20 protein-coding genes are annotated in these 23,384 nt (G+C 61.1%); 11 read left to right on the top strand and 9 right to left on the bottom strand.

The window, feature by feature from the left end; genetic code table 11:
• The 7 genes from coaE to K1X71_04790 all read left to right on the top strand — a co-directional run bounded on the left by coaE (nt 1) and on the right by K1X71_04790 (nt 7,050).
• A complete protein-coding gene (gene coaE, locus K1X71_04820) occupies nt 1-642 on the top strand; it encodes a dephospho-CoA kinase (GenBank protein MBX7072448.1) in 642 nt (213 codons plus the stop codon).
• A gap of 450 nt (nt 643-1,092) precedes the next feature.
• Nucleotides 1,093-2,349: a transcription termination factor Rho gene (gene rho / locus K1X71_04815; GenBank protein MBX7072447.1), complete on the top strand. Its 1,257-nt coding sequence runs from the start codon at nt 1,093-1,095 to the stop codon at nt 2,347-2,349.
• Between the two features lie 26 nt (nt 2,350-2,375).
• Nucleotides 2,376-2,843, top strand: coding sequence for a 6,7-dimethyl-8-ribityllumazine synthase (gene ribH / locus K1X71_04810; GenBank protein ID MBX7072446.1), 468 nt, complete (start codon nt 2,376-2,378; stop codon nt 2,841-2,843).
• A 77-nt stretch (nt 2,844-2,920) separates the two neighbouring features.
• A complete protein-coding gene (gene nusB, locus K1X71_04805; protein MBX7072445.1) occupies nt 2,921-3,328 on the top strand; it encodes a transcription antitermination factor NusB in 408 nt (135 codons plus the stop codon).
• 40 nt (nt 3,329-3,368) lie between these two features.
• The gene (ftsY, locus tag K1X71_04800) at nt 3,369-4,298 is read left to right on the top strand and encodes a signal recognition particle-docking protein FtsY (protein MBX7072444.1); all 930 of its coding nucleotides are present in this window, start codon (nt 3,369-3,371) and stop codon (nt 4,296-4,298) included.
• 311 nt (nt 4,299-4,609) lie between these two features.
• Nucleotides 4,610-6,067 (top strand): porin, encoded by a 1,458-nt coding sequence (locus K1X71_04795; GenBank protein ID MBX7072443.1) that lies wholly within the window; start codon nt 4,610-4,612, stop codon nt 6,065-6,067.
• 635 nt (nt 6,068-6,702) lie between these two features.
• Entirely contained in the window at nt 6,703-7,050 is a 348-nt protein-coding gene (locus K1X71_04790; protein ID MBX7072442.1) for a P-II family nitrogen regulator, read from the top strand.
• 63 nt (nt 7,051-7,113) lie between these two features.
• Here the strand turns inward: K1X71_04790 and tatC are convergent, their stop codons facing one another.
• Nucleotides 7,114-8,160, bottom strand: coding sequence for a twin-arginine translocase subunit TatC (tatC, locus tag K1X71_04785; protein MBX7072441.1), 1,047 nt, complete (start codon nt 8,158-8,160; stop codon nt 7,114-7,116).
• Nucleotides 8,161-8,364: 204 nt separating this feature from the next.
• Between tatC and K1X71_04780 the strand changes: the two genes are divergently transcribed.
• Nucleotides 8,365-9,267 (top strand): inositol oxygenase, encoded by a 903-nt coding sequence (locus K1X71_04780; GenBank protein ID MBX7072440.1) that lies wholly within the window; start codon nt 8,365-8,367, stop codon nt 9,265-9,267.
• Nucleotides 9,268-9,279: 12 nt separating this feature from the next.
• Here the strand turns inward: K1X71_04780 and K1X71_04775 are convergent, their stop codons facing one another.
• The 3 genes from K1X71_04775 to mfd form a co-directional block, all read right to left on the bottom strand.
• Complete coding sequence (locus tag K1X71_04775; GenBank protein MBX7072439.1) at nt 9,280-10,485, bottom strand: hypothetical protein; 1,206 nt, start codon at nt 10,483-10,485, stop codon at nt 9,280-9,282.
• Nucleotides 10,486-10,582: 97 nt separating this feature from the next.
• On the bottom strand, nt 10,583-11,680 hold the full coding sequence (locus K1X71_04770) for a peptidyl-prolyl cis-trans isomerase (GenBank protein MBX7072438.1): 1,098 nt from the start codon (nt 11,678-11,680) through the stop codon (nt 10,583-10,585).
• Nucleotides 11,681-12,329: 649 nt separating this feature from the next.
• Nucleotides 12,330-15,566, bottom strand: a complete 3,237-nt coding sequence (gene mfd / locus K1X71_04765; GenBank protein MBX7072437.1) for a transcription-repair coupling factor — start codon at nt 15,564-15,566, stop codon at nt 12,330-12,332.
• 174 nt (nt 15,567-15,740) lie between these two features.
• On the opposite strand from mfd, the gene K1X71_04760 reads away from it, so the two are divergent.
• Nucleotides 15,741-16,382, top strand: coding sequence for a hypothetical protein (locus K1X71_04760; GenBank protein MBX7072436.1), 642 nt, complete (start codon nt 15,741-15,743; stop codon nt 16,380-16,382).
• Here K1X71_04760 and K1X71_04755 read toward each other — a convergent pair.
• On the bottom strand, nt 16,367-17,431 hold the full coding sequence (locus K1X71_04755; GenBank protein MBX7072435.1) for an alpha/beta fold hydrolase: 1,065 nt from the start codon (nt 17,429-17,431) through the stop codon (nt 16,367-16,369). The two genes, K1X71_04760 and K1X71_04755, sit on opposite strands and share 16 nt — an antisense overlap.
• Nucleotides 17,432-17,492: 61 nt before the next feature.
• On the opposite strand from K1X71_04755, the gene K1X71_04750 reads away from it, so the two are divergent.
• Together K1X71_04750 and K1X71_04745 are read left to right on the top strand one after the other, a co-directional pair.
• On the top strand, nt 17,493-17,687 hold the full coding sequence (locus K1X71_04750; protein ID MBX7072434.1) for a hypothetical protein: 195 nt from the start codon (nt 17,493-17,495) through the stop codon (nt 17,685-17,687).
• 125 nt (nt 17,688-17,812) lie between these two features.
• Nucleotides 17,813-18,760, top strand: coding sequence for a bile acid:sodium symporter family protein (locus tag K1X71_04745; GenBank protein ID MBX7072433.1), 948 nt, complete (start codon nt 17,813-17,815; stop codon nt 18,758-18,760).
• 5 nt (nt 18,761-18,765) lie between these two features.
• Here K1X71_04745 and K1X71_04740 read toward each other — a convergent pair whose 3' ends face one another.
• The 4 genes from K1X71_04740 to K1X71_04725 all read right to left on the bottom strand — a co-directional run bounded on the left by K1X71_04740 (nt 18,766) and on the right by K1X71_04725 (nt 23,281).
• The gene (locus K1X71_04740; protein ID MBX7072432.1) at nt 18,766-20,571 is read right to left on the bottom strand and encodes a cytochrome b N-terminal domain-containing protein; all 1,806 of its coding nucleotides are present in this window, start codon (nt 20,569-20,571) and stop codon (nt 18,766-18,768) included.
• Nucleotides 20,568-21,164, bottom strand: coding sequence for a Rieske 2Fe-2S domain-containing protein (locus K1X71_04735; protein MBX7072431.1), 597 nt, complete (start codon nt 21,162-21,164; stop codon nt 20,568-20,570). Before K1X71_04735 ends, K1X71_04740 begins: the two co-directional genes overlap by 4 nt.
• A 168-nt stretch (nt 21,165-21,332) precedes the next feature.
• Nucleotides 21,333-22,322 (bottom strand): DHH family phosphoesterase, encoded by a 990-nt coding sequence (locus K1X71_04730; protein MBX7072430.1) that lies wholly within the window; start codon nt 22,320-22,322, stop codon nt 21,333-21,335.
• Nucleotides 22,319-23,281 carry a bifunctional riboflavin kinase/FAD synthetase gene (locus K1X71_04725; protein MBX7072429.1) on the bottom strand — a complete coding sequence of 321 codons (963 nt, stop codon included), beginning with the start codon at nt 23,279-23,281 and terminating at the stop codon, nt 22,319-22,321. The genes K1X71_04730 and K1X71_04725 overlap by 4 nt, the downstream gene beginning before the upstream one ends.
• Between the last annotated feature and the right edge of the window lie 103 nt (nt 23,282-23,384).

Below are 23,384 nucleotides of genomic sequence, written 5' to 3'. Positions count from 1 at the left end.
ATGACCAGCGACACGACGCCTATCGCCGACGGCTCTCGCCGGTTCTTGGTGATCGGCCTCTTGGGCGGCGTAGCCAGCGGCAAGAGCTTCGTTGCAGAGGAGTTCCGCCGCCTGGGCGCCGTGGTGCTCGATGCCGATCGCGCAGGCCACGACGTGCTGCGATTGCCCGAGGTCATGCAGTCCGTGCGCCAACACTTTGGCGATCAGGTGTTTGACAGCAATGGCCAAGTCGACCGGCGCGCGTTAGGGCGACTCGTTTTTGGCGACGACGCCCAGGCGTCCAGCAATTTACGACGACTCGAAGAAATTACGCATCCGCCGATTGGCGAGCGGTTGGCGGCCCAGGTCCAGGCGGCAGCGGCAGGTGGAGCGGCGGCCGTTATCCTAGACGCGCCAGTGATGCTAAAGGCCGGCTGGGACAGGCTTTGCGACAAGATTGTTTACATTGAAGCCGCCGATGAGGTACGTTTAGAAAGGGCCCGCGCCAGGGGCTGGTCAGACCAAGAATTCCGCCGGCGCGAGGCGGCCCAGGAAAGTTTGGATTCCAAAAGAAGCCGCTCCGATGCGATAATAGACAACTCCCGCTCCGCCGACTCAACACGAGTCCAAGTCGAACGCCTCTGGCAAAGTCTTTTCCCGTAGAACCGTCGCGACAGCAGTTCTTGCTGAGCGAACCATCCAACCTCAATCGTTTCTAGCTCTACCGAATCTATCTCCATCCATTGATCGCGCGGCGAAAGAGCACTTGCCAAGTCGCCGCAAGTCCTTTAATTAAATCCTATCCCGCGAAAGGCCTTTGCGCGAGGTCTTACCGACGCTCGCGTTCCCTCCGCCGACGCCATCCGCGCGTTGGCTCCCCACCTGTCACAGGACTGCCGGATCATGACGCCCATCAAGAGCACCCGTCCGTATAAATCGCGGCCGTCGGGTATCGACGGAGACGGGCAGCACGCGCCGCACAATGGCGACGCCTTCGAGTCCGAACCGTTGTCGCTGGCCGAAGAACTGGCCGAAGAGGCGGATCGCCGCAAGAATCGGCCCGCCAACAGCGAAGATTCGCTCGATCGCTATGAGCAAATCAAGCAAGGCGACATCCATATTGCCGAGTTGCAACGAATGTCGATGTCGCAACTCATCGACGAGGCGCGCCAAGAGAACCTCACCGACTACATGGGGATCAAGAAGCAGGACTTGATCTTCAAGATTCTCAAGGAGCGGGTGAAGCTCAATGGCCTGATGTATGGCGAGGGGACGCTGGAAGTCTTGCCCGACGGCTTTGGCTTTTTGCGCAGCCCCGATTATCACTATCTTTCCTGCCCCGATGACATTTATGTCTCGCCAAGCCAGATTCGCCGCTTTGGCCTGCGGACCGGCGCCACGGTTTCGGGCACGATTCGCCCGCCCAAGGAAAACGAGCGCTACTTCGCGTTGCTGCGCGTCGAGGCAATCAACTACCAAGACCCCAACGAGTTGTCGACGCGCGTATTCTTCGACGACTTGACGCCCATTCATCCCGACAAGCGCATTGTGCTCGAAGCGACGCCCGAAGAAGTGAACATGCGGGTGGTCGACCTGATCAGCCCCATTGGCTTTGGACAGCGAGGATTGATCGTCAGCCCGCCCCGCGCCGGCAAGACCATCCTGTTGCAGAAGATGGCCAAGGCCGTGCTGCACAACTTTCCCGAGGTCTACGTCATCATGCTGTTGATCGACGAGCGACCGGAGGAAGTGACCGATATGGAGCGGCAGGTCAAAGGCCCCAATTGCGAAGTCATCAGCTCCACGTTCGACGAGCCATCGGCCCGCCACATTCAGGTCGCCGAGATGGTGATCGAGAAGGCCAAACGCATGGTCGAGTACGGCCACGACGTGGTCATTTTTCTCGACTCCATCACCCGCCTGGCGCGCGCCTGGAACTCCGAGTGTCCGAACTCGGGCAAGATATTGTCGGGCGGCGTCGACGCGAACGCGCTGCAGCGTCCCAAACGGTTCTTTGGCGCCGCGCGGCGGGTGGAAGAAGGAGGATCGCTCACCATTATCGCCACGGCGCTGATCGAAACCGGCAGCAAGATGGACGAGGTGATCTTTGAGGAATTCAAAGGCACCGGCAACATGGAGGTGATGCTCGACCGGCGCCTGGTGGACAAGCGCATTTGGCCAGCCATCGACATCAATCGCAGCGGAACCCGCCGCGAGGAGATGATTATGGATCCCGAGGAGCATCGCCGAGTGTGCCTGTTGCGGCGAGTGCTCAATGACATGAACTCGCCCGAGGCCATGGAACTGTTGGTGACGCGGTTGCAAAAGACCAAGACCAACGCCGAGTTCTTGATGAGCATGAAATCGTAGTCGCTTAGAGCGGAAAGGAACGCGGCGTGGCACGGGTATTCGAGGGGCGGCTGGTCCCCCCCCAGGGGCGAGTGGCCATCGTCGTCGCGCGCTACAACGACTCGATCACCGGGCGCTTGCTGGACGGGGCGCTGTCCAAGCTGACCGAGCATGGAGTCGCGGACGATCAGATTGACGTCGCCTGGACGCCGGGCGCGTTCGAGATTCCGCTGGCGGCCGAACGGCTGGCCGCCTCCGGGCGCTATCTGGCGATCATCTGCTTGGGGGCGGTAATTCGCGGCGAGACGACGCACGACCAACACATTAACCGCGCAGCGTCGCTGGCGATCGAGGAAATTGGCCGCCACTGGGGCCTGCCGGTGCTGTTTGGCGTGCTCACGTGCGACAATCTGGAGCAAGCGATCCATCGAGCCGGCGGAAACGTAGGAAACAAAGGCGCCGAGTGCGCCGAAGCGGCCTTGCGCATGGCGGATTTGTTGAGCCAGTTGCCCTAATTCGCCGCTCGCCTCACAATTGCACTGTGAGTTAGCTTTCGCTTGGGATGTGACCACCGGACCAGAGAATCAGGCGCATGACTCGCCGCAGTCGAGCACGTGAAGTGGCCCTTCAGGTGCTCTTTCAAGACGATCTGAATCCTCGCGGCAATCCAGCGCATGCCGACGAGTTTTTGTCGCGCCGATTGTCGGCCGCCGAACTGGCCGACTTCGCGCGCACTCTGGTGTCTGGGGTGCGTCGCAATCGCAGCGAACTCGATGAGTTCCTGGCGAAAACGGCCGACAATTGGAGCCTGGAACGGATGGCCTGCACCGACCGCAATATCCTGCGACTAGGCGCCTTCGAGATCTTGTATGGCGACACGCCAGGCGCTGTCGCCATCAACGAAGCGGTCGAACTGTCGAAGCGGTTTGGCACGGCCCACAGCCCGCAATTCGTCAACGGCATCCTCGATCGCCTGCTGGCCTTGCGCAAGTCGATGTGAATCGCGCTTCGCTAATTGATTTTTCTGTAAGAGTGGATTCATGGGTCTGTTCGACAAGCTGAAGCAAGGTCTGAAGAAGACCGCGCAGGTGCTCAACACCGACGTTCGCGACTTGTTCAAGCGCGAAGGGCGTCTGGTGGACGACGATTTTCTGGCCGAGCTGTACGCCATTCTCGTGAAGACCGATATGGGGGTGGCGGCCGCCAAGGTGATTGTCGAACGCGTGCGCCGCGATTTTCGCGGCCGCGTCGTATTTCTGGACGACGTCATTGAAGCCGGCAAGCCAGAGCTCAAAACCTTGCTCACGCAGCCCGAGCAGCCGATCCGTTTTGCTCCGGAAGGGCTTACCGTAATCATGGTCGCCGGCGTGAACGGCTCGGGCAAAACCACATCGATCGCCAAGTTGGCGCATCTCTTAAAATCTCAAGGCAAGTCCGTGGTGCTCGGCGCCGCCGACACGTTTCGGGCGGCTGCGGTTGAGCAACTCACCATTTGGGCCAAGCGGTTAGGCGTTGAGATCGTCACGGCGCCGCAAGGCGCCGATCCGGCCAGCGTCGCGCACCGCGCGGTGGCCGCCGCGCTGGAGCAAAAGGCCGATGTGTGCATTGTCGACACGGCCGGCCGCTTGCAAACACAGCAGAATCTGATGCAAGAGCTGAGCAAGATACATCGTGTGATTGGCAAGCTCGTGCCCGACGCTCCACAAGAAGTGCTGCTGGTGCTCGACGCCACCACGGGGCAAAACGGCATCAGCCAGGCCAAGCACTTCACGGCCGCCGTGCAGTGCAGCGGCATCGTATTGGCCAAGCTCGACGGCAGCGCCAAGGGGGGGGTGATCGTCGCGATTCGGCAGCAAATCGACCTGCCGGTCAAATTTGTGGGAGTTGGCGAGCAACTCGAAGATCTGGCTGCGTTCGATTCGTCGAGCTTTGTCGACGCGCTCTTCGCTGATATCGCGGCGGCGGCATAAGCGGAGATAGAGCAGCCACTGCATGGCTGGCGGCATCGACCTGCTAGCAACCCCTCATTCTCTTCGCTACTGACAAGGTTTTCGCGACCGTCACCCCGGCGCTCTATATCCCCCGATTTTGGGGAATCTCCCCGTCAATCGCGCTTCGCAAGGGGGTCGATACGACCATTGGCCGCTACAGGCGGTGACGCGGATTAGGCGCTTGCGCCAACTCGCGTCCAGCGGCCACATATAGCACGTGTCACGTCGTTGTCGTTGACCGTGGGCCTCACACCCACCATGCATTCCTCCACGAATCGGAGTCGCCGAACATGAGACTGTCCCAATGGGCGCTTTGCACAGCGCTGTTGGCAGTGCTCGCTCCTAGCGCCGCCTTAGCCCAGCAACCTTACCCAATGTTGCCTTCGAGCGGCGTTCAGCGAACTGCCTATGAGTATCGAGATTACTACGCCCAAGACCCTGCCTTGCGCGACGAAGAAGGGGGTGGGCATGTCACCACACGCGCAGAGGACGAGGCCTATCAAGCGCAATCGGGTGGACTCGCCGCCGCGGCCGCCGGAAATGGCAGCGGGGACAATGGATGCGGGAACGGCTGCGGTGAGGAGGAAGCTGAAGGACCATGCCGACTCTTTGAGTGCGAATGGCTGGAATCGCGAAACATTACCATTGCGGGCTGGGTCGCGCAGTCGCCATTTACGTGGAATCCTCAGAACCCGGACAATCGATTCAACGGTATTGTGACCTGGACGGATCGTTCGAACGAGTATCAACTCAATCAGTTGTACTGGTACGCTGAGAAAACTACTGACACCGAGAGCTATGGCTCCGACATCGGCGGTCGCGTCGATTTGATGTACGGCACCGATACTCGCTTCACGCAAGCGCTGGGGCTCGAAGACAAGTGGAATCTAGGCCAGCGCTTCTATGGCCTCGCCCTGCCACAGTTGTACATGGAAGCGGCTTTCGGCGATACGAAAACCAAACTGGGCCACTTCTACTGCCCGTCGGGTTACGAAGTAGTGCCTACGGTTAATAACTTCTTCAACACCTTGCCTCTCACCTTCCAATACGGCGAGCCCTTCACGCTGACCGGACTGCTCACCACATACGCGGCGTCGGACAATCTGTCGCTGGGTGGCGGTTTTGTGCGCGGCTGGGACACCTGGGATGGCAGTAACCCAGCCTCCAGCCCCAATCTCGCGCCGATCGGCGCCGTCACGGCGACTGGCGAGGGGGGTGATTCGTTGGCCTTCTTTGTCATCGAAAGCCAGGAACTCAATCAGAACGGTCAGTTCACGCACCGGCATCTGAACACCTTTGCCTACAGTGTGCCACTCAACAATGAGTGGACCTATGTCGCCCAGCACGACCTGGGATATCAAAACGCCGCAATGGCCAACGGCAAGAGCGCTTGGTGGTACGGCTTCAACAACTACCTGTTCTATAAAGTCAGCGACACGTGGACCTGGGGTGTGCGCGCCGAATGGTTCCGCGATCAGGACGGGTTTCGCGTCGGTGGCTTCCTTCCCACACTGGCCAACGGCAGCACTCGCGGATTGCCCACCACCTTTTCGGGCTATGCCGGCAACTTCACCGAGTTGACGTTTGGCGCCAACTGGAAGCCGACCGCCAACTTTGTGGCGCGACCTTGCATTCGCTGGGACACCTATGCCGGTGAGGACAACAACGCCGGCGGCCTGCGTCCCTTCGACGATGGCAACAAGAACTGGCAAATCCTGGTCGGCGGCGACATCATCCTGCTGTACTAATCGCACCGCGCCAATTCGACTGCAACCCAACGGCCCGCCCAAGTCGCAAGATTCTGGCGGGCCGTTTTTTTGTTTGCTTTCGTCTGCCTATCCGGCGCGCAGTCGGTGATGCAAGGCCATGCACCCGCTTGCGGCGCAGATTTCCAAATGGCGCCGCAACTCTTTTCAAGCAAGCGAGATAGACCGCCTCCTCGTCCGCCGATCTGGCCTGCTGGCACATCACTTGCTAATGCACGCATCGTCGTTGCTGCCAGGTGCAATTCCCAGCGGCACGATGAACCAAACGAATCCAGCAGGATGCAATGCGAAACCTCTAGCCAGCAAACGTGGGATGTCTCTGGCGCGCCTGTCGCGGCTACGACTGAGCGGCGGTTGTGTGCGGAGCAAGGTCGCAGCGGCCCAGGCTGCCAGCGGCGTCCCCACTTGGGCCAATGGTTTCGCGGGTGCTTATTTAAGGAAGGTTCCTCTGGAGCCAGAAGGATGCCCCAATGACTTGGGTGAGTGCTCCGCCTGCCTCATCCAAGTCGGGGCATTTTTCTTGCGCGAACATTTCAATCCGCCGCGAATGACCAATTGAGCCTTCCGCTCCGCGCCGCTACGATTGGGCGACCAGCATCCCGAGGAAATTCGATCACATGAAACTGATTATCGCCATCATTCAGCCTAGTCGATTAGAGGCCGTCAAAGCGGCGCTTACCGAAGTCGAGGTGTTTCGGCTGACCGTGATGGACTGCCAGGGATTTGGCCGCCAGAAGGGGCATACCGAGGTCTACCGCGGCCACGAGTTCACCGTCAACCTGCTGCGCAAGGTGCAATTACAGATCGCGGTCAACGACGAGTTCGTCGAGCCGACCGTCAATGCGATCATCAAGGGTGGCCGCACCGGAGATAAGGGCGAAATTGGCGACGGCAAGATCTTCATTCTGCCGCTCGACGATTGCATTCGTATCCGCACCGGCGAGCGCGGCAGCGAAGCCATCTAGCTTGGCGGACCCATACCGCCAAACAACTCTCAACCAATACGCGGCGCCACGCACGCGCGGCGCTTATTCATCCTCGTCGTATGGGCTTTTCCGTCGCGGCAGATAGTGGCACAGCGCCACCCCGCCGAAATACAGCACGATGAGCGGTATCGCCATCAAGAAGATGCTGTACGGATCGGCGGGCGTGAGCACCGCCGAAATCACCGTGATCGCGAAGATGGCGATGCGCCATTTCTCCAGATACATCTGTACGCTGAAGATGCCGATGCGGTCTAAGAACAGCATCACCAAGGGAAGCTGAAAGCTGATGCCAAAGCCCAACGGCAGGATCAGCACAAAGCTGAACCACTCGCTGATGCGCGGATCGGGATCGAGCCCCAGCCATTGATTGAAGCCAATCAAAAAGTCGAGCACCGGCTTGAACACGAAGAAAAACGCCAGCGCCGCGCCCGCCAGAAACAGCCCCAGGCTGAACGGCAGGAACACGTGAACATAGTGCTTTTCGTTGGGATACAATCCGGCGGCGACAAACGACCACAACTGGTAAAAAACCCACGGGCTGGAAATGATGATGCCCGCCACCACCGAGGCCTTGATCCAGATGGAGAACGCCTCCTGAGCGCTGAGTGTTGTGGGGCGGACTCCCTGAATCTCGGTGCTAGGACGCCAGATGAGCATGGGCACCAGATTCAGCGCCGCGGCGGTTTGATCGGAGGTCGCTTCCTCGTCGGTCACAGCGGCGGAAGGCTTTGCGCGGGCCGTCTCGGCCGATTGCCGACTGACATAGACTCGCTCCGGCACCAGTCCATGTTGGATTGCCGCAATTGCTTCTTTCTCGGTGAATCCCAGCGTCTGTCGACTATCGCGAAGAGCGCTCAGATAAGCCGGCAAATTCTTCTCCGCCTTGTGGGCGTAATAGCCCTCGAGCGCGTCGACCAGGGGCTTTTGCACCAAGAGAACAATTTGCTGCCCCAGCAGCAAACCAATGCAAATACCGATCACCAGGCCAATCAGCGCGCGAAACAGGCAAATCCGCAACTCTTCGAGGTGTTCCCCGAAGGTCATGGTGCTGTCTTTGAACAGATCCTCGTTCGGCGGCTGAAACTTCATGCGGGCGGAGACAGAGGCTGGCAGAGCGGCGGGCGCTGCCGCGGGGTGCGGGGTCGAGCGGAAGGTATCGGTCGATAATAGCAGGGGCTTCGCAGAGCCACAATTACGCCCTTTTCGATCGCAATTGTCGCCGCTGGCGACGGTCGTAATACTGTTACAGGTTGTAAATCAGGTTCAAAACAGCCGCCGCGGAGTCCCGTTGACATGATCGATCGCGCCAAATCCGCCTCGCAACAACCCCTGGCAAGCCTGGACGAATGGGAAGACGATCTCAAGCGTCGCTATCCCGAACCGGCGGCCGATAACAAGCCGTTTTGCGCGACGGACCCCGACAAGAAGAAAGAAGAATTTCGCGATTACCGCGCCGAGGCTCGGGCCAGCGTCAAGGAGTTCTATCGCCTCAACCACACGCACCAAACGGTCGACTTTGTGCGCGGCAAGCGCGCGCAATTCCTGCCGCTTGCCAAGAAGCGCATGGGCGTGTGGGAAGCGTTGGAATTCCTCAACACCCTGGTTGACGATAGCGATCCTGACACCGACGTGCCGCAGATTGAGCACTGCCTGCAAACCGCCGAGGCGATTCGCCGCGATGGCCATCCCGATTGGTTCATCGTAACCGGCTTGATCCACGACTTGGGCAAGATTCTCTGCCTGTATGGTGAGCCGCAGTGGGCGGTGGTGGGAGACACCTTCCCCGTCGGCTGCAAGTTCTCAGACAAGATCGTCTTCCCGGAGTTCTTTGCCGCGAATCCAGACTCAGCGATGCCCGAGTATCAGACCGAGTGCGGCATGTACGAGGAGCGCGGCGGACTGGATCAAGTGCTGATGTCGTGGGGGCACGACGAGTACCTATATCATGTGGTCAAGGAGCACCTGCCGGAGCCAGCGCTGTACATGGTGCGTTATCACTCTTTCTACCCCGCGCATCGAGAGGGGGAGTATCAGCATTTGATGAGCAGGCACGACCAGGAGATGTTTGATTGGGTGCGCAAGTTCAACCCCTATGATCTATACACCAAGAGCGAGCAGCGCCCCGATGTGGCCGCGCTACGGCCGTTTTATCAAGACTTGATCGACCGCTACTTTCCCGCCGAAATCGCCTGGTAGCGTCGCCTGCACTCAGTCGTTGGGTGGCTCGGGCGCGAGCGTCAACGGCACGCGCACGAAGCGTGGATGGTAAATATCCGCGTTGTTCACGTTCTCGGAAAAATCGAGCGAGTTCACCACGTATGTCACCAATAGCTCGCCCGACCGAGACAACTCCCGATGCGCCTTGGCCGCGTAGGTGATGTGTTTTCTCTGGCTGCTCAAGCCGGGAACGGTGTAAACCGCTCTCGGCTCGGACCAGGGCCCCCACGGCGATTGCGCCGCGCGCAGCAGAATGCGGGCGCCAAACAGTGGCTCGCTTTGCGTAAGCAACCAGCGCCGGCCGCCATCGACATCGACCGGCGTTATCGAGTACTCGGTGGTCAATCCGGTTGTCAGTCCCACCGCGTCTCCCGGCCGCGGCGACCAGCCATTCACGGTGCGAAACTCCCATTGGTCCATCTGCTCAATTAGATCGCCAGACACACGCGCGGCGACCAGCTCGTTGCCAAATGGCCCGTGGGGGCGGTATCCAAAAACGTGCGCGTACTCGCGCCCGTTGGCGTCGCGGTCAACGAGCACCTCGCAACCCCATACGATCGCGGAGTCGGAGCGGGTTGTATCCGACAGCTTAGACGTCGCATGGGGCACGGCGATTTGCCGCACTCTCCATTGCGACCAGTCATCGTGCGGATTGTCGACCACCGCCATGGCGCAACCAACATTGCGAAAATCCATCACCTTAGCGCCGCTGCGGGCCATGCGCCACAGGAAGATCACCAAGCGCGCCGACAGTTCGTGCGCTCGCAACAGCGCGCCGTCGGCCACCCAGTACCAGGTTTCGATCGGCGATTGTTGAACAAGATCGCCCAATTGCTTTGGATCGGGCTGAATCCAAGCCGCCGGTTTATTTCCAGCCTTCGACGTGCCCCATAGGAACTCGACGACTGGTGGAGCAGGAGGCTTTCCCTGCGGAAGCAGGGGATGCCGCGCCAGCGTATTGTTGACCATCGTCGAGCCTGTCGCATGGCGTTGGTCGCGCACGTCGCCGATCCAGGTGTCGGCAAACAGCCAAAGGACGTGGCCATTGGCCAGATCGACCGAATACATCGCATCGCCACCGGTCCAGCCCTGCGCGCGCTGGAATGCCGCGTCCCACTCGGCATCCGGGACTGCAACCGCTGGTTCGACGCCGCGAACCGCGCAAGCCACACCCAGGACGAGCGCCAAATGGAGCACACATCGGCGCCAATGCCGGTAGTGTGAGTGCAACCTCATGACACAGATTCTCGCGCATCCAGCCGGGGCGCGGCAAGCGGTTAGCACGTCGGCCCTCTCAGCGCGGCGGCTGTTGCGGGGCCCGAGCCGTGGCCTCAATCTGCAACTTCTGCGCGTCGGACTGATCGAAAATGGTCCACACGCGATAGCGATCGCGGATCTTGGCCAAGATCTCGTCGGCCTGCGCGCGGACCCGATTCTGATGAATCTGCTCTTTGATCTTGACCTGGGCCTCCAGGAAGGGAGTCACGCCGGCGTCGCGCCGCTCCACCACCCGGACGATATACAGGCTCTTCTCGTCATCAATGATGGGACTCAACTGGCCAATCGGCAGCGCGAACAAGGCTTCGTCGAGCTTGGTCGAGGCCAGGCTGCCGCGGTTGGTCCAATCGCGCTGGCCCCCTGCCTCGGCGGTGATGCCTTGCGAAGCGCGTTTGGCCACCTCGCCAAACGGCACACCTCCCAGGACCGCGTTGCCGGCCTCGCCGATGGCCCGCCAGGCCGCGGCCAGTTCGCTGGGCGACTCGATGTTCACCTTGATTTCCTCCCAGCGGGCGCTGGCGGGGAACTCAAACTCCGCAATCCGCTCGCGGTAGGCGGCGAGCATCTGCTCGTGGGTGACTTCTTCATCGAACTTGATGTGTTGTCCCACCCATTGCCGCGCCAACTCGCTCTCCATCCACGACTTCTTTTCCCGTTCCAGCGTGGTGCCAAATCGGCGGTACTCGGCGTCCAGTTCGGCTCGCGTGTCGACTTTCGCCGCCTTGAGCTTTTTCTTGTATTCCTGGTCCTCCCACGCCTCGGACAACTTCTTCTGGATTTTCTCCATGGCCTCTTTGGGCACTTCGCGATGCGCGTCGCAGCAGGCAAGTTTCACCTCGACCAGCGGCGTCAATCGCTGCTCAATCAGCATCCGGCGGGCGTCGTCCAATTGCTCCGGCGGAATCTTTCCCTTGTTCTTTTCCAACACCTCATTGACGCTCATCATCAGATCGCCGAGCAGAATCACCTCTTGATCCACCCGCGCCATCACGATTGTGGGATCGGAGAATTCCTTGGGGATGCTCGTTCGCGGAGCGGCGAGCACGCCAGTGGGTCGCATGGCAGGCATGGCGGTTGCCGGCCGCGCGCCGGTGTTGCCTGTGGGAACAGTCATTTGCGGGGCGCTCTTAGCCGCGCCAAGCGGGGCTTGAAACGCCGCGGCCTCCACAGGCGAACGCGGTGATGCGCTGCTCAAGGGGCGCACACCGGTTACCACGGGCAGCGGCCCTGGCTTTGAATTGGGCAGCACATACGGCATGCCGAGAACGGCCTGCATCTCCGGTCCATAGATCGAAGGAATTTTCGAAGCCGGGCCGCCAAGCCGTGGGGCGCGCCGCGCTTGAGCGCGATACTCATTGGCCAATCGCTCCGCCTCGCCAGGGCGTAAGCTGTCGATACCGCCCAGCGAAGTTCCTGGCAGTTCTCCCTTTCGGCGTGGTCTGTCACTGCCCGCCCAACCCGCCGGACGCTCTGGCGAAGTCGGGGCTGTTGGTGGGCTGATGTTAAACGATTGATCGCCCAACCCTTGTTGCAATGACTGAAGCGGCAAGGGTTGTGAGGGATCGACGCCCGGCGGATACACATTCTGGGCGACTGCCGATGCGCACAGCGCGCAGCACACGCAGAGCGCATGCGCAAGCCATCGCCTTGCTGGTCGAATGAGCATCGACGCCATGATCCCTCAGCGGCACGCTCGTCACGGCCCGTTCCGCTTTGCCATCCGTGCGCGGAGTTCGAGCCAGAAATCGGGCGGGATTTTAGACTTAGGCGCGTCCGTGCTGCAACAGCGCTTTGGCAATGTCGAGAATCGCGTCGGCATCGCGGCTGGATTTGCCCAGGGCCAAATAGGCGCTCTTGTCGTCCACAATCCGCAGCCTCCCCCCGGTGCTATCGGCCAGCGCCTTGATCCGCTTGCGCGAGACGTAACCCAGTACCAGATATTGTTCGTCGAGATGCAGCGATTGCACCTCCCATTGATGGGCCAAGACGCGCAACTCCATCAGCGCCAGCAACCGTTCGACCGGTTTGGGAGGTTCGCCAAAACGATCCATCAGCTCCGCGCGCAAATCGGCAAGCTGCGACAAGTTGGTAATCCGCGCTATTCGGCGATACAGGTCGATCTTCGCGCGAATGTCGGGGACGTAACTTCTCGACAAGAACGCTTCGCCGGGCAGCGCCACGTTGACTTCCACTGATTCGCGGGCGGGCAGGTTCTTGAGGTGTCGCACCGCCTTTTCCAGCAGTTCGCAATACAGTTCATAGCCTACCGCCGCGATGTGCCCGCTTTGCTGGGTCCCCAAGATGTTTCCGGCGCCGCGAATCTCCAAATCGCGCATCGAAATGGCGAAGCCGGCGCCAATATCGCTGAACTCCTCAATGGCGCGCAATCGCTTGGCGGCAGTCGGATTGAGGCTCTGATGCGGATCGATCAACAGATAGCAGTAGGCCCGATGCTTGTAACGCCCGACACGTCCGCGCAACTGGTGCAAATCGGCCAGGCCATAGCGATCGGCCTGATCGATGAAGATGGTGTTCGCATTGGGGATGTCCAGCCCGCTCTCTACAATCGTGGTCGCTAGCAACAAATCGAAGCGATGATTGACAAAGTCAAACATCACCTGCTCAAGCTCTCCCTCGGGCATCTGGCCGTGGCCAACGCCAATGCGGGCTTCGGGCACAATCTGCCCCAGGCGCCGCGCGACGACCTCGATGTCGTTCACACGATTATGGACAAAGTAGATTTGTCCGTCACGGTTTAGCTCGCGCAGCACCGCTTGGCGAACCAGGTCTTCGCTGAATCGCGTGACGCGAGTCTCCACCGCCAACCGATCCTCGGGCGGCGTCATCAAGTTGGAGATGTCGCGCAAGCCCAAGAGCGACATATGCAGCGTGCGTGGAATCGGCGTGGCCGTGAGCGTCAGCACGTCGACCACTTCGCGCAGCGCCTTGAGTCGCTCCTTGGCGTCGACGCCAAACCGCTGCTCCTCGTCGATGATGACCAGGCCCAGATTGTGAAACTGCACGTCCGACTGCACCAATCGATGCGTGCCGATCACAATATCGATCGCGCCGGACTGCACGCCGTCGATCACGCGGTCTTGCTGTTTGCGCGTGAGAAAGCGGCTGAGGCCCGCGATATTGAAGGGATACTCCGCCATGCGGCCGGTGAAAGTGCGCCGGTGCTGTTCCGCCAGAATCGTTGTCGGCACCAGCACCGCCACCTGATAGCCGGCGTCGATCGCCTTGAAGGCGGCCCGCATCGCCACTTCCGTCTTGCCGTAGCCCACGTCGCCGCAGATTAGTCGATCCATGGGGCGCGTGAGCTGCATCTCCTGCTTGAGGCAGGTGATCGCGTCGAGTTGATCCTTGGTTTCGCAATAAGGAAACGCGGCGTCGAATTCCGTTTGCCACTCAGTGTCGGGCGGAAAAGCGATGCCGGGACGCGAATGTCGCCGCGCTTGCAGGGCCAACATTTCAATTGCCAGATCGTTGACCGCATTTTCCGCCAGTTGCTTGTGGCGCATCCAGGTGCGCCCCCCCAAGCGGGCCAGCGTGGGGCGCGCCTTGGTGCCGCCGACATACTTCTGCACCAACTCGATACGCGACACCGGAACATATAGCTTGACGTCGCCGTGAAACTCCAGTTCCAGGTGTTCTTCGACCTGATCTTCTTTCTCCAGGAGTTTCAGTCCTCGATAGCGGGCAATGCCGTGGCTGACATGCACCACCAAGTCGGACTCGCGCAATTCGAGGAAATTGTCGATGATGCGACCGAGCTGCCGCTGCGAGCTGCGCACCACCTCGGTGCGATGAAACACCTCGGCCGAACTGAGCGCCAGCGTTCGCGCCGGCACCAGTCGAAAGCCCTGCGCCAAGTGCCCGATGGGAAAATGAAGGCGGCCGCTGGTGGCCAGCGTCGTGGTGGCGAACAATTCCTCAAGCCGCTTCACCTCGGCGTCGGTCTGGCAGACCAGAAACACCTCCTGATCCTGACCGACCGCTTCTAACTCGTCGCGAATCCGATTCACCTCGCCGCTAAAGCGCTCGACCGATTCAACCTTGAGATGACAGGTTGTTTCCAGCGAACCGGCGGCCACGGCCTCGGCCGTCACCGACGGATACTGATAGATTCGCTTGAGCGTTTCGGCCGTAGTGTGATAGTGCTCGGGATGATCGAGTCGATTCAGGTAGTGGCGTCCCGATTCGTCCAGCTCGCTCGGTTCGACCAGAAGAAACCAGCTTTGCGGCGGCAGGTAATCGACAAGGTGCCCTGTATACACGCCTTGAGGGTCGATGGCCGTCAGTTCCAGCGTTTCGACCGGCGCCAGGCTGCGCTGCGTCGCCACATCGAAGCGGCGCAGCGACTCGATCTGGTCGCCAAATAGCTCCACCCGCGCCGGCGCATGCCAATCGTTCGCGAAAATATCGAGAATGCCCCCATGCAACGCGAACTCGCCGGGCAACTGCACCGCCGTGATGCTTTGGTAGTGATTGCCGACCAGCCACTCCAGCAGCGGTTCCACCGGCAACTCATCCCCCACCCGCAAACGGCGCGTTTGCCGCCCGATCAGTTCCGGCGGAGGCGCGGGCTGCAATAGCGCCTGAATGCTCGTCACCACGATCGGTGGTCGATCGTCAGAGGCCAGATCCTTGAGCAACCGCAGGCGTTCGCCAAACACGGCGTCGTAGGTGCGATCGCCCGGTAGCGACTCAGCGGCCGGAAAACTGGCCGCGCGGCGCATGGTGAACAGCGCCAAATCGTCGATGAACAGATCGACGTCGCTGGGGTGAGCGCAAACCACCACCACCGGCGCCGACGCATGACCGGCCAGCGCCGCCGCCGCCAGCGCGCACGAAGATCCCCAGACTCCGTCGAGCGTGGCGCTGTGGCCAGATCGCAGACTGGCCAGCACGTCGGCGAAGCCTTCGACCGCCTCGAGTCGTCCGACCAGGCTCAGTAGCCGATCCGACGTTGCGTTCGGGGTCTCAAGACTCGTCATAGAGTGTTTGAAATTCTAGACATGCCGCGATTTTTTTGAAGAGCAATTTGGAATGTCGGCGCCCGAATCGCGAGCCGAAGACGCCGTTTGCCGCGCTGGTCCGCAGTCGATACGATGCGATGAGCCGCACATGCCAATCTGCATTGCCAGCCCTGAGGAGGATGGCCGCCCCACATGAGCGAACTGCCGGAGGATCATGGAATTCGAGCCGTCATCGACGATCAGGCGCTAAGTCTGTTCATCGACTACGACCGACCCCGGCTGAGCCAATTGACGGCGTCGGGCAAATTTGAATATTTTCGCCGCCGATTCGAATTTGCCGTGCTAGAACCGCTGGCGGTCTTGCTCGACGAGCACGATCGCCCCAGCCACGACCGCGAGGCGTCCGTGCTTATCCTCTGGGGCAACTCGCTGATGTGCGCCATCGAGGCGCTAGGGCACTTTCTTACGCCGTCTATCGTGACCAATGCCCAGGCCTTTCAAACGTTTGTCACGGCGTTCATGGATCACTCGTGGCGGGACCGGCCGAACACGCCCCCACCAGGGGTCGACACCTATTCGCGTTGGCTCTGGCACTCGTTTCGGAACGGTCTGGCGCACGGCGCCTACGTCAAACATGGCGGCTTCGAAAAGCTGAACGGCCGCCTGTTTTTCGAGTCCCCCACTTCAGGCCTCCGCGTCGATCCCTGGGCGCTAGACATCGAGTTTCGCAGCGGGTTTAAAAAGATGCTGCAAACGGTCGCGCAGCCTGAGAACTACTTTCACAACACCTTCGTCGAGCGTTTTGAATACACCTACATTCAGGGAGAGGCCTGAACCGGCGGCGCGCCGAGCCAGCGATCAAACCACTCGTAGGCCCGCTGCCGCTCGGCATCTGGAAAATCGTGCTCAGCGTCGGGATAAAGCGCCGCTAGCCTATCGGCCGCGCCCAATAGTTTGAACACGGGCCGCGCCGCGCTGATGCACTCTCGCACGCCGCCGACATCGAAATTCGCGTCGCGCTGAGGCGCCACCGCCAAAAAGGCGCGGGGCGCGATGGCCGCTACCACCTCGGTAAAGTCGAACGGCATCTGCTCCGGGTCTTTGTGGTAAATCTCCGCGATCCGCGGCATGTAACCCTTGTGGCTCCAGCCTGTGAGGTCGCCGCCGTAGTACCGCGCAAAGCGGCAGAATCCGCAACTCGACACCACGCACGTAATGCGCTCGTCGAACGCGGCGACAAAAAGGCTGTTGTGCCCTCCCAGCGAATGCCCTACCACGCCGATCCGCTTGCCATCCACCTCCGGTAGCGACTGCAATAGATCAATCGCGCACATGTGATTCCAAATCCCCTTCATGGTGGCGCTTTGGTAGCCGCCCTTGTAGGGATCGAACTGGTATTCGCCAAAGTTTGGATAATCGACCGAGAGGGTCACGTAGCCACGTTCGGCCAGCTCCTTGGCGTAATGCAGCGTGTAACGATCGGCGAGCCCCGCTGGCGATGCGCTGCCCGCCTTGGTGGTTTGGTGCAGACACAACACGGCGGGCCGTCTGTCGGCGCCGTGCGGAACCAACAGATAGCCCGTAACGCGATCGCCTGGTTCGGTGGCAAACGAGATGCGATGCTGCTGGTACTTGTCGAACCGGCGCGGCTCAGAAAGCGCTGGCTCCAGCGCTACGCGGCGCTCGGGCCCCGGCAACGGGCCCATGACTTGCTGCATGTTCGCCAGGATATGCGCTCGCCGCGTGCGCCACTGGCCAGCGGTGGTGATGGGCTGCTCTCGCCCAGCCTCATCGCGCAAGATCAGCAAATTCATCTTGTCGGGATAACGGCGAGCGACCGCAGCGTCTTGCGCCAGCAGCGCTCGCCAGGGCAACAGCGGCACCAATATAATAGCAACGAGAAAAAGCCTCATCAACTACACCTTCGTAGGTGGGATTTTTTCAATGCCGCATTTCGCCACACGGCAGTTCACCCTGGCCAAGTCGCTGGTCTGGCTCACTGCCGCAGCGATCGTGTTCGCCTGCGCGCGCCCAGGTTGGTCTCAGGTTGTGGCCGTCCATGCCATCGCCTTGGGCGCTGCCGCCGCGCTATTCTATGTGATCTGGAGAGTCGCCACGCGTCCCTATCCGTCAAAATAGCCCGGATGAATCCGGCCCCCTTGCCCTGGCGGATCGTCAGCCGCAGGCGCGAACCGCTTCTTGCCGCGGAAAACGCTACACTATCGCGGCGACTTATCCACTGAACGCAGCGGCTTGTACTCCGAATGCTCGAACGCTACCTCATCGTTTGGCTCTCGCTGCTGGCTTTGGTGGCCTATTCGTGGCCGGGAGCGAGCATTGGCTTTGATCCCTTCCTGGCCAGCGTTCCGCTGTTGCCGCTCATGATTGCCGTCATTATGTTCGCGATTGGTTGGCTGATGCCGCGCGACGAGTTGGCCCAAGTCGTCCGCCGCTGGCCCACCGTGCTGGGCGGCACCGCCGTGCAGTACACGGTTATGCCGCTGTTGGGCTACACCATGGGGCGGCTGTTCGGCTTTGAGGGCCCCTTGTTCGCGGGCATTGTGATCGTGGGCTGCGTCCCAGGCGCAATGGCGTCCAACGTGCTCACGCTAGTCGCGCGCGGCAACGTGAGTTACTCCGTAAGTCTCACGACGTCCGCCACTTTGCTGTCGCCGCTTGTCGTGCCGCTGGGGCTGTGGCTGTTTCTCGGCGCCAGCGGCGTGCCGATGCCCGGCTCGGTTGCTCGCAATTTGGTGCTGCAAGTGGTGCTGCCGGTATTGGTCGGCCATCTGCTGGGGCGCGGCGATCGCGGTTGGCAACAAACGGGGCGCCGGTTGGCGCACCTGGTCGCCAACTTGCTCATCATCTGGCTGATTGCCGTAGTGGTCGGACAAAACCGGGGCGCGATCGAACACGTTGAACCGCGCTTGGCCTTGGCGCTCTTGTGCGTGAACTTGTTCGGTTATTTGTTCGGCTACCTGGGCGGCTTCCCGCTGCGAATCGACGAAGCTGCCCGTCGTGCATTGGCGATTGAGGTCGGCATGCAGAACGCCGGTCTCGGCGTGGTGCTGGCGAACCAGCTTTTCACGCCCGAGGCGGCCTTACCGCCAGCCATGTTCGCTTTTGGCTGCATGATGACCGGGGCGATGCTGGCGCGTGTCTGGGCCGCCTTTCCGCCGCGCACTCACTTGCCTGCCACTGCAAACGCGTAGCGCGACTATTTCGTCGCTAGCGGCGGCGTCGCCCCCGAATCACCCGCCGGCGCTGGCGTGCCCGGTTCGTACCACTCGCCGCGCAGCCAATCGACGATTAGCTCAATCTCGCGCGGCGTCCGCACGTTGTCGAACGCCGGCATCTGGTGGTTGTCGCCGTAGAAGCGCTCATGGCCTGGGTTCTTCACAAACTCAATTAACCATTCGCGCGATCCATAGCCAGTCAGATTGGGCGCCGTGCCTCCTTCGCCAGCCTCCTCAAACGGATGGCAATCGACGCAGCCAAACTTCTCCTTGATGAGCTTGGCGCCAGCGTCAATCTGTTCGGCGTCCTTGGCGTCTGCCGCGCGCTGCGAAGCGAGCTTGGCCTGTGCCGACAGCGCTATGATCCCTTTTTCGAGTTCCGCCTTGTCGATGTCGGCCACGTTGTCCTTGACCCAGTTCACCATTTCCTGATCGACATGCTTGGTATGGCCAAAGTAGTTGGGCCCCGCCACTTGCTCTGGGTTCAAGAGTCCGGCAATCCACTGGCGACTGGCGAAGCCATACAAATTCGATCCCTTGGGCTCCGCCGGCGCCGCCAGCCCGACGCCCTTGGCGTCTTGATACAGGTGGCAAGTGGCGCAGTTCTGTTTGAACAAGTAGCGCCCTTCGATCTTGGGATCGTTGCGCACAAGACTGATGGCGCCGGTCGGCGGAATGCCCTGCCCTTCGGCAAGCGTGATGGCGCGCTCGGCGTCGGCATGCGCGTCGGCCACCGCCTCGTGATAGCGGTCGTTTTGCCGATCGGCGTTCAGCGCCGCTGCGGTGAGCACGCCGATTCCCACCAATAGCCCCACTAGAAAGGCAATGTTGAAGCCGTGTCCCAACTTCCAACGCCCCACAAACGGCATCAAGGCGAGCACTGTCATCACCACGCCGGGGATGACGATCGCCCCCAGAATCTCCTGCGATTCGCCGTGAAAGTATTTGAGAAACTGAAACAAAAACAAAAAGTACCACTCGGGGCGCGCGGCATCATAGGGACGGGCCGCGTCGGCCGGGGCGCCAAGCTCGGCGCCGCCACGCCAGACAACCAATAGCAGCACCACCGCCAGCACCGCCAGGCACGCCACCGCGTCTTTGAACACCTGATCGGGCCAAAACGAGCTGTCGACTTCCGACGCATTCTTGGCGTGGATGCCATGGCGGCGGAACACGTAGATATGCACCACCAAAAAGAAGATCAACAGTCCTGGCAACACGCCGGCGTGCAGCGCAAAGAATCGCGTCAGCGTTTGATGCCCGTACGATCCGCCACCTACCGCCAGTCGCTGTAGCGAGGGGCCGACCACCGGCACGATGCCCATGATGTTGGTGGCGACCTTGGTGGCCCAATACCCTTTTTGGTCCCACGGCAACAAATAGCCGGTGAGCGACAACCCCAACACGATCTGCATCAGGATCAAGCCCACCCAAAAATTTACTTCGCGCGGCGCCCGATAGGCGCCATCGATCACCACTTGCAACAGGTGCAACGCAAGCAGCACCACCATGAGCTGCGCCATAAAGTGGTGCAGTCCGCGCAGCAGCCCCCCCCCTTGCATCTCAAACTGAATGTAGAAGACGCTCTCCCACGCCGTCTGGGCGCTGGGACTGTAGGCCATCCACAGGAACAGCCCTGTGATCACTTGCGCCGAGAATGCGAACACCAGCGTGCTGCCCCACACATATCGCCAGCGGGCGCCCCCCGGAATACGTTCATATAGAGCTTCGTGCGCCAGCGCGCGATACCCGGTGCGATCGTCGAGCCAATCCAATAGCGCGCTCATGCCCTGGGTATCCTTTTGCTCGAACCAGCCAAAAAGTTCTCGAATTTGACATACACGTCCTGCGTTCCCGATTCGTCGCGCACCTCAACGGCCAGCGGATCAAGGCCGCGCGGACTAGGGCAGTGCTGCGGATCGATGCGCTCGCCGTTCTCCTGAAAGCTGCTGTCGTGGCACGGACATTGAAACTTCTTCTGATCGCCCAGAAACGCCACCATGCAGCCCGCATGAGGACATTCGGCGTTGAAGGCGAACAACTTGCCGTCCACGTTGCGCAGGTAGACGGCGCCCACTGGCTCGCTGTCGTAATGCGTCCAGGCGTCGGTGCGATCGCGAATAACCTGGAACAGTCGCGGCACGCCATCGGCAGGCACTGCGGCCAACGGCGTGATGCGCACAAACTCGGCTGTAGCGCCCTTGCGCCGCAGCGGATTGAGGAAGGTCCACAAGCCACTGGCCGCTGGAACTAGCATCACCAAGCCGCCAATCACGACCGCGCCGACCTTCTCCAAAAAGTTGCGGCGCTCGTCGCCGGCCGGGGGTTGCTTAGCAGCGGGCGGCTGCTTGCCTGCGGGCGGAGATGCCGTGCGGCTCATGCCACATCCTTAATTTTGGACCTCACGATGCGTCGCCAAGCTGTCTCGCGTTCGCGGACTATACGCGACTCGCTTGGCAGGCGAGCGCGCCCTAAGGGCTGGCGACCCATTGCAGGCGGGAAGCGGGCGGAAATTCGCGCGGAGCACACGCCGCGCTGACGGCGCGGATTATCGCATCGCCGCGCGCACAGCGTCAAGCACCGCGCGCTGCGCGCTAGCGAGCGGTCCTGACACACTGGCGCCCGCCGCGGCCTTGTGTCCGCCGCCACCGAACTTCTCCGCCAACGGGCTACAGCTCACTTGCGTGCGGCTGCGGAAGCTGATCTTGAAGTCGCCTCCGGGTTGTTCGACAAAGATCACAGCCACTTCCACGCCTTGAACTGAAAGCGTGAGATTGATGACGTCCTCGGTGTCGCTGCGCAGCGCGCCGGTCTCGCGAAAGTCGGCCTCCTCCACCCAGGTATACATCAGCCGCCCCTCCATATCGCTGGTGGTGCGGGCCAAGATGCGTCCGCGCAATTGCAAACGCGCCAGCGTGTCTTGTTCGTACAGCGCGGTCCACAACTGTTGCGGACGCACGCCAGCGTCGACCAGCCGCGCGGCGACCCGATACGTGCCGCCCGACGTCGAGGGAAATCTAAACCAGCCAGTGTCGGTCGCGATCGCCGCGAACAGCGGCAGGGCGATCTTCTCGGTGATCGTCACCCCCAAGGCATCGGCCGCCTCCACCACCAGGCGCCCGGTGGCCTCGGCGCTGGTGTTTTTGAAGGGCTCGGCGCCCAGATCGTCTTCGCTCAGGTGATGATCGATGACCAGCTTGCGAGCCTGGCTGCCGCGCACCACGTCGGCCATGGGCCCCAATTGCTGCCACGCGCTCGTATCGAGCACTATCAGCACCTGGGCATCAATCTGACTTGCTTGAATGTCTTGTCCCAGCGCGCGAATCTTTCGTTCCGGATCGATAAAGGCCAGGTTGGGGGGCGTCGACTGACCGTTGACAATCGTGACTTGCTTGCCAAGCGACTCCAAAACACCCGCCATGCCCAACTCGCTTCCCAACGCGTCGCAATCAGGACGGATGTGACTGGTGAGCAAAAATCGGTCGTGTCCGCGCACAATCTCGGCGAATCGCGGCCAATGGATCGAATCAGGGGTCATGACGCCTCCGTCGGTTTGGCTGAATGTTCTTGCTGATGTTCGGTCACGATGCGCCGGGTTTCGATTATGTCGGCCTGCAATTGGCGCTTCAGCGCGTCGACGCCGTCAAAGGTTCTCACCTCGCGCACGCGCGCCAGGAAATCGACTTCCAATGGTTGGCCATAGATCGAATCGTGCCAATCGAGCAGGTGCGCTTCGACCTTCAGCGCGTGCTCTCCAAAGGTTGGATTCGGACCGATGTTGATCGCGGCCGTATGGCTGGCGCCTCCCAGATGCGCGATGCCGGCATACACCCCCACTGCCGGCAATAGCGTGTCGATCGCCTCGATATTAGCCGTGGGGAATCCCAGCTTCGCGCCGCGCGCTGCGCCATGCGCCACCATGCCGCGGATTCGGTAGGGACGGGTCAGCAATTGGCTAGCCATGCGCACCTCGCCCGCCGCGATGAGCTTGCGGACTCGCGAGCTACTGACGATCTTTCCATCAACGTACACCGGTTCGACGATCTCGCACTCGATGTTCGCCTCGGCGGCGTAGCGGCGCAATAGGTCGATATTGCCCTCGCGATTGTGCCCAAAGAAGAAGTTCGGGCCTTCGACCAAAGCGCGCGCGTCGAGCCGCGCGCGGACAATTTGCTCAAAAAAGTCGCGCGCCGATAGTTGCAATAGCGCCTCATCGGTAGGATACGCCAGCACGCAGTCGACCCCCAATTCGAACAGCAGCGCCGCCTTCCGATCGGTCCAGGTGAGCGGCGGCGGCGCGTCGTGCGGCCGCAAGAGTCGCACCGGGTGCGGATCGAACGTGAACACCAACGATGGCCCACCGACCCCGCGGGCCCGCTCGATCAATTGCCGCGCAATCCGCGCGTGCCCCAGATGCACGCCGTCGAAGTTGCCGATCGCCACCGCTCCCGATCGAAATCGGTGGGGCAAATCGGCCAAATCGCGAATAAGTCTCACTGGCGGTGCGAATCCCGTTGAGCGGCGTCTCTTTATTGGCAAGCACTGGCTGCCAGAAGCGAATTGGCAATTATCTTTGCCTGGCTTAACAGGGTCAACCGGC

The sequence above is a fragment of the Pirellulales bacterium genome (genome assembly GCA_019694455.1).
In the GTDB taxonomy this organism is placed as follows: domain Bacteria; phylum Planctomycetota; class Planctomycetia; order Pirellulales; family JAEUIK01; genus JAIBBY01.
Note: the sequence above shows the minus strand (reverse complement) of the source record. Positions and strands in the feature narration are given on the sequence as shown.

What these genes read in the sequence shown, in the direction of transcription:
- coaE (MBX7072448.1), top strand. Translation starts at nt 1, where the DNA reads ATGACCAGCGACACGACGCCTATCGCCGACGGCTCTCGCCGGTTCTTG.
- nusB (MBX7072445.1), top strand. Translation starts at nt 2,921, where the DNA reads ATGACTCGCCGCAGTCGAGCACGTGAAGTGGCCCTTCAGGTGCTCTTT.
- ftsY (MBX7072444.1), top strand. Translation starts at nt 3,369, where the DNA reads ATGGGTCTGTTCGACAAGCTGAAGCAAGGTCTGAAGAAGACCGCGCAG.
- K1X71_04795 (MBX7072443.1), top strand. Translation starts at nt 4,610, where the DNA reads ATGAGACTGTCCCAATGGGCGCTTTGCACAGCGCTGTTGGCAGTGCTC.
- K1X71_04790 (MBX7072442.1), top strand. Translation starts at nt 6,703, where the DNA reads ATGAAACTGATTATCGCCATCATTCAGCCTAGTCGATTAGAGGCCGTC.
- tatC (MBX7072441.1), bottom strand. Translation starts at nt 8,160, where the DNA reads ATGAAGTTTCAGCCGCCGAACGAGGATCTGTTCAAAGACAGCACCATG.
- K1X71_04780 (MBX7072440.1), top strand. Translation starts at nt 8,365, where the DNA reads ATGATCGATCGCGCCAAATCCGCCTCGCAACAACCCCTGGCAAGCCTG.
- K1X71_04770 (MBX7072438.1), bottom strand. Translation starts at nt 11,680, where the DNA reads ATGACTGTTCCCACAGGCAACACCGGCGCGCGGCCGGCAACCGCCATG.
- mfd (MBX7072437.1), bottom strand. Translation starts at nt 15,566, where the DNA reads ATGACGAGTCTTGAGACCCCGAACGCAACGTCGGATCGGCTACTGAGC.
- K1X71_04760 (MBX7072436.1), top strand. Translation starts at nt 15,741, where the DNA reads ATGAGCGAACTGCCGGAGGATCATGGAATTCGAGCCGTCATCGACGAT.
- K1X71_04750 (MBX7072434.1), top strand. Translation starts at nt 17,493, where the DNA reads ATGCCGCATTTCGCCACACGGCAGTTCACCCTGGCCAAGTCGCTGGTC.
- K1X71_04745 (MBX7072433.1), top strand. Translation starts at nt 17,813, where the DNA reads ATGCTCGAACGCTACCTCATCGTTTGGCTCTCGCTGCTGGCTTTGGTG.
- K1X71_04740 (MBX7072432.1), bottom strand. Translation starts at nt 20,571, where the DNA reads ATGAGCGCGCTATTGGATTGGCTCGACGATCGCACCGGGTATCGCGCG.
- K1X71_04735 (MBX7072431.1), bottom strand. Translation starts at nt 21,164, where the DNA reads ATGAGCCGCACGGCATCTCCGCCCGCAGGCAAGCAGCCGCCCGCTGCT.
- K1X71_04730 (MBX7072430.1), bottom strand. Translation starts at nt 22,322, where the DNA reads ATGACCCCTGATTCGATCCATTGGCCGCGATTCGCCGAGATTGTGCGC.